Source organism: Parasulfuritortus cantonensis, assembly GCF_004337445.1.
GTDB lineage: Bacteria > Pseudomonadota > Gammaproteobacteria > Burkholderiales > Thiobacillaceae > Parasulfuritortus > Parasulfuritortus cantonensis.
This window is the reverse complement of record NZ_SJZB01000013.1, coordinates 73,698-85,709: the sequence shown is the minus strand read 5'-3', so window position 1 is coordinate 85,709 and position 12,012 is coordinate 73,698. Positions and strand designations below refer to the sequence as shown.

10 protein-coding genes and 1 pseudogene are annotated in these 12,012 nt (G+C 68.7%); 5 read left to right on the top strand and 6 right to left on the bottom strand.

Going from position 1 to position 12,012, the window contains the following annotated elements:
* Positions 1 to 4: 4 nt before the first annotated feature.
* Positions 5 to 430: a hypothetical protein gene (locus EZJ19_RS03395; protein ID WP_131444886.1), complete on the bottom strand. Its 426-nt coding sequence runs from the start codon at positions 428 to 430 to the stop codon at positions 5 to 7.
* 55 nt (positions 431 to 485) lie between these two features.
* Entirely contained in the window at positions 486 to 1,319 is an 834-nt protein-coding gene (locus EZJ19_RS03390; RefSeq protein WP_131444885.1) for an N-acetylmuramoyl-L-alanine amidase, read from the bottom strand.
* Positions 1,320 to 1,523: 204 nt separating this feature from the next.
* Here EZJ19_RS03390 and metG point away from each other — a divergent pair, with 204 nt between their 5' ends.
* Positions 1,524 to 3,596: a methionine--tRNA ligase gene (metG, locus tag EZJ19_RS03385; protein ID WP_131444884.1), complete on the top strand. Its 2,073-nt coding sequence runs from the start codon at positions 1,524 to 1,526 to the stop codon at positions 3,594 to 3,596.
* A gap of 40 nt (positions 3,597 to 3,636) precedes the next feature.
* Entirely contained in the window at positions 3,637 to 4,116 is a 480-nt protein-coding gene (locus EZJ19_RS03380) for a Crp/Fnr family transcriptional regulator (RefSeq protein WP_131444883.1), read from the top strand.
* Between the two features lie 20 nt (positions 4,117 to 4,136).
* On the opposite strand, the gene EZJ19_RS03375 is transcribed toward EZJ19_RS03380, so the two are convergent.
* On the bottom strand, positions 4,137 to 4,718 hold the full coding sequence (locus EZJ19_RS03375) for a TMEM175 family protein (protein WP_131444882.1): 582 nt from the start codon (positions 4,716 to 4,718) through the stop codon (positions 4,137 to 4,139).
* 127 nt (positions 4,719 to 4,845) lie between these two features.
* Between EZJ19_RS03375 and EZJ19_RS16680 the strand changes: the two are divergent.
* Positions 4,846 to 5,886 (top strand): annotated as a pseudogene (locus EZJ19_RS16680) (methyltransferase domain-containing protein); the annotation flags it as partial.
* Positions 5,887 to 6,417: 531 nt separating this feature from the next.
* Here the strand turns inward: EZJ19_RS16680 and EZJ19_RS16755 are convergent.
* On the bottom strand, positions 6,418 to 6,921 hold the full coding sequence (locus tag EZJ19_RS16755; protein ID WP_131444967.1) for a putative metalloprotease CJM1_0395 family protein: 504 nt from the start codon (positions 6,919 to 6,921) through the stop codon (positions 6,418 to 6,420).
* Positions 6,922 to 7,023: 102 nt separating this feature from the next.
* Between EZJ19_RS16755 and map the strand changes: the two genes are divergently transcribed.
* Together map and EZJ19_RS03350 are read left to right on the top strand one after the other, a co-directional pair.
* Positions 7,024 to 7,827 carry a type I methionyl aminopeptidase gene (map, locus tag EZJ19_RS03355; RefSeq protein WP_131444881.1) on the top strand — a complete coding sequence of 268 codons (804 nt, stop codon included), beginning with the start codon at positions 7,024 to 7,026 and terminating at the stop codon, positions 7,825 to 7,827.
* Positions 7,828 to 7,925: 98 nt separating this feature from the next.
* Positions 7,926 to 10,481 (top strand): [protein-PII] uridylyltransferase, encoded by a 2,556-nt coding sequence (locus EZJ19_RS03350; protein ID WP_131444880.1) that lies wholly within the window; start codon positions 7,926 to 7,928, stop codon positions 10,479 to 10,481.
* On the opposite strand, the gene EZJ19_RS03345 is transcribed toward EZJ19_RS03350, so the two are convergent.
* Together EZJ19_RS03345 and fliK are read right to left on the bottom strand one after the other, a co-directional pair.
* Entirely contained in the window at positions 10,478 to 10,762 is a 285-nt protein-coding gene (locus EZJ19_RS03345; protein ID WP_131444879.1) for an EscU/YscU/HrcU family type III secretion system export apparatus switch protein, read from the bottom strand. The two genes, EZJ19_RS03350 and EZJ19_RS03345, sit on opposite strands and share 4 nt — an antisense overlap.
* A complete protein-coding gene (gene fliK, locus EZJ19_RS03340) occupies positions 10,749 to 11,996 on the bottom strand; it encodes a flagellar hook-length control protein FliK (protein WP_131444878.1) in 1,248 nt (415 codons plus the stop codon). The genes EZJ19_RS03345 and fliK overlap by 14 nt, the downstream gene beginning before the upstream one ends.
* Between the last annotated feature and the right edge of the window lie 16 nt (positions 11,997 to 12,012).

Below are 12,012 nucleotides of genomic sequence, written 5' to 3'. Positions count from 1 at the left end.
CCCGTCAGCGGCCCGTCCCGGGCGCTCCGTAGGGCTGCGCGAAGATATTGCTCCAGGCGCTCGGGTCGGCATAGTTGAAGGTGTAGATCGTCCCGTACGGGGTCTCGGTCGCCACGTAGGCGCCACTGTCCTGGGCGGGCGTGGCCGGCGCGGCGACGGCCGGGACGTAGAACGGGAAGAACGGCACGACCGGCGCGGGCGCCGCCGGGCTGCCGGCGGGCGGCGTCATCGGCACGCTGTACAGGCGCATCATGTTGTTCAAGGTGGCCAGCCACCAGTTCGGGTCGAACGGGTTCATGTAGCCGTACGGCAAGGGTTGAGCCTGGACAGGTGACTGGGCCGGCGCCTGTGACGGCGTGTCGGCGAGCGCGCCGGAGGCCGCGAGCATGGCGAGGGCCGCGGCGGCCAATAGCGTGTAACGCATGTGCATGGAAACGCTCCTTTCGGTGATCCCCCTCTACCCACGCACTATAGCCATGCCCTGTTCAAACCTTGACCAGGTAACGGCTGTGGCACCAGCCGACCATGTCCATGACTCCGGCGACCGTGTCGAGGACGTCGACGCGCCACCAGACGCCCTGCCGTTCCAGCAACGCGACCCTGGCCGCCACCGGCAACGGACTCCCCTCCAACACCATGTACTCGGTGCCCGGGCCGGCCCGAACGTTGAGCGCCACGCTGGTCTCGTACACGTCCAGGGCACTGTCGGCGCGGCCCATCAGACGGGCGCGGAAGCTCGCCATCGGGAAGGCCGGCCCCGGGTCGGACTTGCGCCTGGGCGCGATGTCCTCGTGGCCGAGCACGTCGCGCAGACCGTACTTGGCCACCAGGGCCAGCCCGACTTCGAAGGCGACCGCCATCTGCGCCTCGCTGTACTCGTGCCACCCCGACGGCGGCGTACCCGGCTGGTCCTGCTTGTGGTTGGCCACCAGGACGTCGTCGTCCGCGTACACCCGCTTGCTGGCGGCCGAGACCCAGCGCCCGCCGGCCCTTTCCAGATGGCCGGCATTGTCCAGTTCGATGCCGATCGAAAACCCGTTCAGGCCGCTGCGGCCCGCCCATTGCGATTGCCCGGCGTGCCAGGCCACCCGATTGAACGGGACCAGTTGGGTCGCCACACCGTCGCGCCCGATGACCAGGTGGGCGGACGCCTTGGCGGCCGGGTTGCACAGCCAGGCGATCGCACCCTCCGCGGTACTGCCGCTGGTGTAGTGCATGATCAGATATTCCGGGGTCATCTCCACGCCCCGGTTGGGACTGGCGACATAGGCGACCGGATTGCCGTCGTCGCCGACAAGGCGATGGTTAACGATCTTCATGGCAGGCTCCTCGCTGGTGGCGTTGTGCCCGCCGCCAGGCGGATCACCCGCGCCGGCGGCGGACCTGATTTGATTCTAGTATCGAAATTTTCATTTCCTGCGAATTGTCCCCGGGGTGCAAAATCCCGCCGGGCCCGGTCGCCGGCACAGCAACCGGGCCCGCCATCCCCTACAATGCCGAGTGTTACGTAGCCACCCAACATCATGTCCAGCCCGCGCAAGATCCTCGTCACCTCCGCCCTTCCCTACGCCAACGGCAGCATCCACCTCGGTCACCTGGTCGAATACATCCAGACCGACATCTGGGTGCGCTTCCAGAAGATGCACGGCAACGAGTGCTACTACTGCTGCGCCGACGACACCCACGGCACGCCGATCATGCTGCGCGCCGAGAAGGAGGGCATCAGCCCGGAACAGCTGATCGACCGGGTCTGGCACGAGCACAAGCGCGACTTCGACGGTTTCCACGTCGCCTTCGACAACTACTACTCCACCAACAGCCCGGAAACCCGCCACTACGCCGACACCATCTATACCCGTCTGAAGGAGGCCGGCCTGATCGAGGTCCGTGCCATCGAGCAGTTCTACGACCCCGAAAAGGCGATGTTCCTGCCCGACCGCTTCATCAAGGGTGAGTGTCCGAAGTGCCACGCCAAGGACCAGTACGGCGACAACTGCGAGGCCTGCGGCGCCACCTACCAGCCCACCGAGCTGATCGACCCCTATTCCGCCGTATCCGGCGCCAAGCCGGTCAGGAAGACCTCGGACCACTACTTCTTCAAGCTTTCCGACCCGCGCTGCGCCGACTTCCTGCAGGGCTGGATCGTGCCGCCGCACGTCCAGGCCGAGGCCGGCAACAAGCTCAACGAGTGGCTGTCGGGCGGCCTGTCCGACTGGGACATCTCGCGCGACGCGCCCTACTTCGGCTTCGAGATCCCCGGCGCCCCCGGCAAGTACTACTACGTCTGGCTGGACGCCCCGATCGGCTACATGGGCAGCTTCCAGAACCTGTGCGACAGGAATGGCATGGAGTTCGGCGAATTCTGGCGGCCCGACTCCGAGGCCGAGGTCTATCATTTCATCGGCAAGGACATCCTCTATTTCCACGCCCTGTTCTGGCCCGCCGAGCTGCACCACGCCGGCTTCCGCACCCCCACCGGCGTGTTCTGCCACGGCTTCCTGACCGTCAACGGCAGCAAGATGTCGAAGTCGCGCGGCACCTTCATCACCGCCGAGAGCTACCTCCAGCATCTCAACCCGGAATGGCTGCGCTACTACTACGCCGCCAAGCTGAACGGCTCCATGGAAGACATCGACCTCAACCTGGAGGACTTCACCGCCCGGGTGAACGCCGACCTGGTGGGCAAGTACGTCAACATCGCCAGCCGCTGCGCCGGCTTCATCACCAAGAAGTTCGCCGGCCGGCTGGGACCGGTCGATGCGGCCGCCACGGCCGAATTTCAGGCCGCCTTCGAGGCCGGCGAGATCGCCCAGAGCTACGAGACCCGGGACTACGGCCGTGCCCTGCGCGAGATCATGCGCCTGGCCGACGTCGCCAACCTGTACATCGCCGACCGGAAGCCCTGGGAGATGGCCAAGCAGGAGGGCCGGGAGGCCGAATTGCACCAGGTCTGCTCGACCGCGCTGACCCTGTTCCGCGACCTGACCCTGTACCTGAAGCCGGTCCTGCCCATGCTGGCCGCACAGGTCGAAGCCTTCCTCAACGTGCCGGCACTGGCCTGGGGCGGCAGCTGGGCCGCGCTGCCGGCCGGCCACGCCATCAACGAATACAAGCACCTGATGACCCGGGTCGACGCCAAACAGGTCGAGGCCATGGTCGAGGCCAACAAGCAAAGCCTGGCCCCCACCCCGGAACCGGCCCCGGCACGCCACGCCGAACACCAGCAGCACGCTGCCCAGAGCGACGACGCCAAGGCGGCCGACGCCCACTACATCGGCATCGACGACTTCGCCAAGGTCGACCTGCGCATCGCCCGCATCGTCTCGGCCAGCCACGTCGACGGCGCCGACAAGCTGCTGCGCCTGGAACTGGACATCGGCGAGGCCAAGCCCAGGCAGGTGTTCGCCGGCATCAAGTCAGCCTACGCGCCGGAGAGCCTGGTCGGCCGCCTGACCGTCATGGTCGCCAACCTGGCGCCGCGCAAGATGAAGTTCGGCATGAGCGAAGGCATGGTCCTGGCTGCCTCCGGCGACGCCCCGGGCCTGTTCATCCTGTCGCCCGACGCCGGCGCCCAGCCCGGCATGCGGGTGAAATAATCCGGCCGGAGCGTTCCGACAACGCAGAAGGGAAAGGAATATGAGCAACAACCAATGCATCATCCTGGGTTCGGTACTCGGCAAGGACCTGAGTGAAGAGGAATGCGAGCTGTTCACCGAGCTCGGCACGGTCCGGGAGATGAAGGACGGCGAGGTCCTGATCAAGGAAGGCGAGGTCGACAACAGCCTGCACATCGTCATCGCCGGCAACCTCGCCGTGACGCGTCCGGCCGCCGGCGGCGACTGGGTCACCCTGCACGTGTTGCGCCATGGCGAACTGGCCGGCGAACTCGGCTTCATCGACGGCCTGGAACATACCGCGACCCTGCGCGCCCTCGGCCCGACGGCCGTGTTCAGCATGACCCGCGAGCGTTTCGATCCCCTGCTGGACAGCAACCCGCACATGGTGTTCCGGGTCATGCGCGCCATCATCCGCGGCGTCCACAACACCCTGCGGCGCATGAACCAGCAGCAGGTCGAGATGAACAACTACATCACCCATCAGCACGGCCGCTACTGACCCGGACCGGCCGATCCGGGTCATTCGCCCCGGCCGAGCACCCGTTCGATGCGGCGGTCGGGCACCAGCCACATCAACGCCACGCCGACGTAAAGGACCTGGGCCAGCCCGGTCGAGACGAAGGCGAGCGGGATCGCCGAGGCGTACAGCAGCGGCGACAGCTTGCCTTTGGCGTCGTTGCCGATCGCCCGGGCGAGCAGCGAGCCGTCGCCCTGGTCGGCGACGATCGTCCTCTGCAGCAGCCAGTAGGCCAGCGAGGCCAGCAGCAGCACCGCCCCGTAGAGCGCCACCGGCAAGGGCGCGAAGTGGTTCTCGCCCATCCAGCCGGTCACGAACGGGAACAGCGACAGCCAGAACAGCAGGTGCAGGTTGGCCCACAGGATGGCACCGCTCACCCGGTCGGTGGCATGCAGCATGTGGTGGTGGTTGTTCCAGTAGATGCCGATGTAGACGAAGCTCAAAACGTAGCTCAGGAACACGGGGACGAGCGGCGTCAGGGTCGCCAGGTCCTCCCCGTGCGGCACCTTCATCTCCAGCACCATGATCGTGATGATGATCGCCAGTACACCGTCGCTGAACGCCTCCAGGCGGTTCTTCCCCATACCCGTTTCCTCCTCGCGTGGAACCGCCCCAGCATAGTGGCTCGGGTGCCGGACCGGCAACCGGGCGGCTTGTCGACGCGCCGGGCGAGAGCGAGAATCGGGCATCGACTGCCTGATCGTTTCCCCCATGAATCTGTTTGCCGACGAGTTCTACTCGCTTGAGGAAGCCGCGGCCAGCGGTACCGCCGGGCGCGCGCCCCTCGACCACACCACCGGCCGCGACTTCGCCGCCATCGAATTTGCCCTGCGCTGGCAATCCGAACACGCCAACCACAACGACCTTTACGTCGCCAGCCAACTCAACCTGTGGCGCGACTGGTTCCCGCCCGAACTGGCGGCCGCCGTCACCGACCAGGCGGTCGGTGCCAGCCGGACGGTCGAATTCGCGCCCGGCCAGTTGGTGCCCGGTTACGAGGCCGCCCTGTGCCCCAGCGTCGACGCCCGCCGCTTCGAGCGCCGCGAGATCGACGGCCGCGCCGTCGAACCGCGCGCCGGCCGCTTCTATCCCAAGGGCCTGATCGCTGGCGTGCGCGACATCACCTCCGACGACATCACGCCGTTCCGGATCGCCGACCTGGCGGAAGACACGCTGGTCGCCGACCTCAACCATCCGTTGGCCGACCGGCCGCTCACCGTCAGCGCGCGCATCCTCAAGGCCTGGCAGGCCGGGGCGCAGCGCGGCGGCACCGCCCAGGACGTCCCCGACCTGATCGCCGGCAAGGGGCCCGGCATGCAGGTGCGCTGGCACGACCGGCCGACCGACTTCTTCGCCGCCGACGCCTTCGCGCGCGGCCGCGAGGAGCCCGACGGCGAGTTCTACCGCGGCGCGCGCCTGGTCGACCACCTGGACCGCACCGCCACCCGCCAGGTCGAGAAGCTCTATGCCCGCCTGCTGGCACCCGGCGCCCGCGTGCTCGACCTCATGAGCGGCTGGAAGTCGCACCTCGAACTGGCCCAGCCCGGCACGGTCGCCGGCCTCGGCATGAACCGCGAGGAACTCGACGCCAACCCGGCCCTGGCCGACCGCACGCTGCACGACCTCAACGCCGACCCATGCCTGCCCTACCCGGACGCCCATTTCGACGCCGTGGTCTGCACGGTATCGGTGGAATACCTGGTACGGCCGTTCGAGGTGTTCGCCGATGTTCGCCGGGTCCTCAAGCCGGGCGGCCGCTTCGCCCTGGTGTTCTCGAACCGCTATTTCCCGCCCAAGGCGATCCGCGTCTGGATCGACGCGCACCCGTTCGAACGGAGCGGACTGGTACTCGAATACTTCCTGCGCGACGGTGGCTGGACCGGCCTGAATACCTTCTCCCTGACCGGTCTGATCCGCCCCGAGGACGACCGCTACGCGGCCCAGACGCCCTGGTCGGACCCCATCCACGCCGTCTGGGGGACAAGGCGTGATCACCCGGCACCTGGTGATATCCGGCAAGGTGCAGGGGGTGTGGTACCGCGATTCCATGCGCGCCGAAGCCGATCGCCTGGGCGTCGCCGGCTGGGTGCGCAACTGCCGCGACGGCAGCGTGGAAGCGACGGTCCAGGGCGACGAGGCCGCCGTCGCCGCGCTCATCGCCTGGGCCCGGCGCGGTCCGCCGGCGGCCTCGGTGACAAACGCGGCGATATCCGACGGCAGCGGCAGTTTCACCGCCTTCGAACGTCGGCCAACCGCCTGAATGCGCCGGCCGGATCGGCCACGTCAGGCGAACAGGCTCAAGGTCGGTGCCGGCACCGGTTCCTGGTTGTCGTAGGCCGCCAGGGCGGCATTCCGGTCCAGCCCACCGGCCTGGTTGGCACGGCTGAGTTCAGCCTGCGCCTGCATGGCCATCTGCGCCGCCTGGGCGGCCACGGCACGATCCTGCGCGGACGGGTCGGCCGGCGCCAGGGCCGCCGCCTGGATGCGCTTCGCCTTGTCGACGGTTTGGCTCGGCGTCTGCGCCGGCGAGACGTCGATCTTCACTTCCCCGGCCACGGCGTACTGGCGACCGTCCGGGCCGCGCACGTACTGGTAGCTGGCGCCGCTGGTCAGCCCGGCGCCGGCCGCCTGGTGCGCCGCCTCGTGGGCATGCACCTTCTGGTCGATCTGCTTGAGGCGCACGACCTGCTGCTGTTGTTCCGGCGTAAGGGCCGCCTGCCCGGTCGCGGCACGGGCCGATTGCAGCGCCTGGAGGCTGCCGGAAGCGCCTAACGCCCCTATGGCCATTGCGGGAATGTTTCACGATATCGACGACCTGATGGTAGCCTGTGCTTTACTTTTCCACATCCGCTTACTAACCTGCCTCAGTCCACGGTCTGATTCTGCTACATGTCCATCGTCATCAAAACGGCCGAAGAAATAGCCAAAATGCGGGTCGCCTGCCGGCTCGCGTCCGAAGTCCTCGATTACATCACCCCCTACGTCCAGCCCGGCGTCACCACGGGCGAGCTGGACAAGCTCTGCCACGACTACATGGTCGAGGTGCAGGGCTGCGTGCCGGCACCGCTGAACTATGCCCCGCCGGGCCACAAGCCCTACCCGAAGTCGGTCTGCACCTCGGTCAACCATCAGGTCTGCCACGGCGTGCCGGGCGACAAGAAGCTGAAGTCCGGCGACGTCATGAACATGGACATCACCGTCATCAAGGACGGCTGGCATGGCGACACCTCGCGCATGTTCATGATCGGCGAGACCTCGATCCAGGCCAAGCGCCTCACCGAGGTCACCTACGAATGCATGTGGAAGGGCATCCTCGCGGTCCGCGCGGGCGGCCACTTCGGCGACATCGGCGAGGCCATCCAGAAGCATGCCGAGGCGAACGGCTTCTCCGTCGTGCGCGAGTTCTGCGGCCACGGCGTCGGCGCCCGGTTCCACGAGGACCCGCACGTCCTGCACTACGGCAAGGCCGGTACCGGCGAGATGATGCAGCCGGGCATGATCTTCACCATCGAACCGATGATCAATGCCGGCCGCAAGGATATCCGCATGCTCGGCGACGGCTGGACCGTGGTGACCAAGGACCACTCGCTGTCGGCGCAGTGGGAACACGCCGTGCTGGTCACCGAGACGGGCTACGAGGTACTGACGGTCTCGGCCGGCACCCCGCCGCCGCCGGCCTTCGTGCCGGCCTGACCGGGGCGGCGAGGAGAGCGGCATGAACGACGCCACCCCACTCGCCCAGCCGGACCGGCATTCGCCCCCGCCCCGGACAGGATTCCCGGAGTAATCGCATGGTGGACTTCTCCGTCGTCGCGCAATGGCGCCAACAGTACGGCGCGGACCGGCAACGACTGATCGACGACTACCTCGCCCGTCGGCGCGCGCGTCCGCTCCTGCGCGGCCTCTCGCGCGCCGCGGACCGCCTGCTTCAGGAAGTCTGGCAGGCCCACGACCTTCCCGCCGCCACTGCCCTGGTCGCCGTCGGCGGTTATGGCCGCGACGAGCTCTACCCGCACTCCGACGTCGACCTGCTGATCCTCCTCGACGACGACCTGCCGGCGGCCGAGGAGGCCCGCTTCGAGCCCTTGATCGGCCTGCTCTGGGACCTCGGCCTGCACGTCGGCCACAGTGTCCGTCGCGTCTCGGAGTGCCTGGACGAAGCCGCCGGCGACATCACCATTCAGACCAACCTGCTGGATTCCCGCCTGCTGGCCGGCAACCGCACGGTATACCGGCGCTTCCGACGCGAATTCGACGTCCACCTCGAACCGCACGCCTTCTTCAAGGCCAAGCGCCTCGAACAGCGCAACCGCCACGGCCGATTCGCCGACCGGGCCCTGTTGCTCGAGCCCAACCTCAAGGAAAGCCCGGGCGGCCTGCGCGACGTCCAGACCGCGGGCTGGGTCTGCCAGGCGGTCGGCCTGCCGGCCGATTTCCCCGGCCTGGCCCGGGTCGGCCTGATGAGCGCCGGCGAGGCCCGCCAGGTGGTCGCCCAGTTGAGCTTCCTGAGCCACCTGCGCATCCGCCTGCACCTGGCGGCGAACCGGCGCGAGGATCGCCTGCTGTTCGAGTTCCAGGAACGCCTGGCGGCCGAGATGGGCTACCACGCCCACCCGGGCCGGCGGGCCTCCGAGCACCTGATGCAGCGCTACTTCCGGGCCGCACGCCACCTGTCCCTGATCAACGAATTCGTGCTCGGCTGCGTGCGCGAACGCCTGCAACCGGACAGCCGCACCGCGCCCCTCCCCGACCACCCCGATTTCGCCATCCGCGACAACCGCATCGACCTCGTCGATCCCGAACTCTTCTCGCGCCGGCCGTCGGCCATGCTGGATGCCTTCCTGGTGCTCCAGCAGCATCCCGACCTGAGCGGATTCACCCCGACCACGCTGCGCGCCCTCCGGCGCGGCCGTAAGCTCGTCGACGCGGCATTCCGGCGCGACCCCGAGAACCGCACCCGTTTCATCACCCTGTTCCGGCAGACGCACGGCCTCACCCTGGCCCTGCGACTGATGCACCGGCTCGGCATCCTGGGCCGCTACCTGCCCGCCTTTGGCCGCATCACCGGCCAGATGCAGCACGACCTCTACCACATCCACCCGGTCGACGAGCACACCCTCATGGTGCTGCGCAACCTGCGCCGCATGGCCATGCCCGAGTACGACCACGAACTGCCGTTCGCGCACCGGGTGATGCGGGAATTCGGGCAGCGCGACCGGCTCTACCTGGCGGCCCTGTTCCACGACATCGCCAAGGGCCGGGGCGGCGACCATTCGCGCCTGGGCATGGCGGATGCCCGCCGCTTCTGCCGCGCCCACGGACTCAGCAAGCAGGAGGCCGAGGAGGTCGCCTGGCTGGTCGGGGAACACCTGACGCTGTCGGATACGGCGCAGAAGCAGGACCTCGCCAACCCCGAGGTCATCGCCGAGTTCACCCGCCATTGCGCCACGCTCGACCGCTTGACCGGCCTCTTCCTGCTCACCGTCGCCGACATACGGGGCACCAATCCGGCGATCTGGAACTCCTGGAAGGAAAAGCTGATCCGCGAGCTCTACCTGGCCAGCCGGCGTCTCCTGGAGGGCCACGCGCCGCATACCGACCTGGTCGAGCAGCGCAAGGAAGAGGCGCTCGCCACCATGCGCCTGTACGGCTACTCGGACGGCGCCGAGAAGAAGCTCTGGCAGCAGCTCGACGACATCTACTTCCTGCGCCACGAGGCCCAGGAGATCGCCTGGCACACCCGCCGCCTGCTGCCGCTCCTGGGCCGCCAGGACATCATCGTGCGGGCCCGCCTGGCGCCCATCGGCGAAGGCGTCGAGGTGCTGGTGCACGCCCCCGACGAGGAGGCCCTGTTTTCCCGCATCTGCGGCTTCTTCGCCGGCATGCGCTACTCGGTCCTGCAGGCACGCATCCATACCACCCGCGACGGCCGCGCCCTGGATACCTTCCTGGTCATGGACGAACAAAGCCGGGTGGCCTACCGCGACATCCTCAGCTACATCGAGTTCGAACTGACCGAGACCCTCAAGGCGCGGGCGCCGCTCGCCGACATCGCGCCGGGCCGCCTGCCGCGCCAGTTGAAGGCCTTCCCGATCCGCCCCGAAGCGATGCTGAGCGCCGGGGTGGACCCGAACGCGTGGCTGCTCACGGTGAAGGCCGGCGACCGCCCGGGCCTGCTCTACGACATCGCGCGCCTGCTCGGCCGCCATCGCGTGGTGGTGCGGACGGCGCGCATCAATACCATGGGACAACGGGTGGAGGACGTCTTCGTGGTGACGGGCGACCGGCTGGTCCAGCCGGAAGCGCGCCTGGCCATCGAACGCGACCTGATCGACGCCCTGGCCTAGGCTTCCGGGCCGCCCGCGGCACCCTGCTCGAGCCGGTACAACCAGGCGAGCAGTTCCGCCACCGCGACGTACAGGGCGGGCGGGATACGGTCGTCCAGGTCGACCTGCATGAGCAGCGCGACCAGTTCGGGCGATTCGTGCACGAACACGCCGGCCGCCCGGGCGCGGGCGATGATCTCCTCGGCCAGGCGGCCGTTGCCCTTGGCGACCACGCGCGGGGCGCCGTCGCCCTCGCCGTAGCGCAAGGCCACGGCCTGTTGGCGGTATTCATTGATCGGCATCTGCCAACTCGGCCTGAACGCTGGACAGGTTCAGTTCGGCGTCGCGCAGACGCTGCACCAGTTCGGGCAAGGCGGCCTTGATCTCGGCCAGGGTGTCCGGCTGGCCGGGGCGCAGGCGGACACGCAAGCCCAGGGCGCCGACGTCCAGATCGGCCGCGACGGTGCCCAGCCGGGGCAGCGTGAGACGCAGGCGTGAATGCCACTTCTGGCCGGCGGCGGCGTCTTCGGCACCCTCCTGATCCCGTTCGCCGACCTGCCACTCGGCCACCTGGCCGGGCCAGACCTGGCCCTGCCAGACGAACGGGCCGCCTTCGAGCAGGTGCAACTGCCGGCTGGCCAGGCGCGCGGCCTGCTCGGGCATGCCTTCCAGGTCCGGCAGGTCGAGACGCGGCCCGGGCGCCTGCGACAGACGTGCCTGCGGTTCCCGCTGGATCGTCTCCAAGCCCAGTTCGCCGCGTACCCACTTGCCCAGATGGGACTCGTAGAACAGCCCGCTCTCCTTGACGGTCTGCTGCAGACGCATGGGCAGCAGCCGGGCCGGGCTGGCCTGGTCGGCCACCACGCCCTGGGCGGTGGCCAGTGCCGTCTGCGAGCCCAACGCCGCGCGCGCGCCGTCGACCGCCTCGCCGGCCAGCGTCATGGCCGGGATGGCCGGTCCGGGCAGCACCGCGGACGCCGGCACATTGGCAGGCGCGGGCGCGAGCAGGATGGCCGGATTCGCGACCAGCGGGCGCCCGGTCGGCACGGCCGCGGCGCCCGCGGCCGACGCATTCCCGGTCCGTGCGGGGTCGGGGGAGGCGTTCGGCATGGCCTGGGCGAGTGCCTGCGTGGTCGCGGTGGCGCCGGCGATCGTGTTTCCGGGCACCGGCGTGGCGGCATCGATCGGCACATAGCGCACCAGGGCATTGACCTGCTGCGCGGCCTGGCTGACGCTCACCGGCGCGGTGGCCGGGGCCGGGGCCGCGTCGAGGACGAAGGTCGGCCGCGGCGACAGGCTGAGGAAGGTCAGCCTGACCACGTCGCCGGGGCGGGCCTGCTGCGGCAGGGCCATGTCCATGGCCTGGTTGGCGACCTGGACCACGTTGCGCCCGTTCGGCAGGGCTTCGAGGACCTGGCCATCGTACTGGCTACCCGGCTTGAGCTGGCCGAGCCCGGATTCCTTCCCGGCCTGCGCCGTGCCACCCGGATTCCTCAGCCAGGACAGCAGCAGTTCGGGCAGGGCCGTGATGTTCATGTCAGCGGCAGACCGC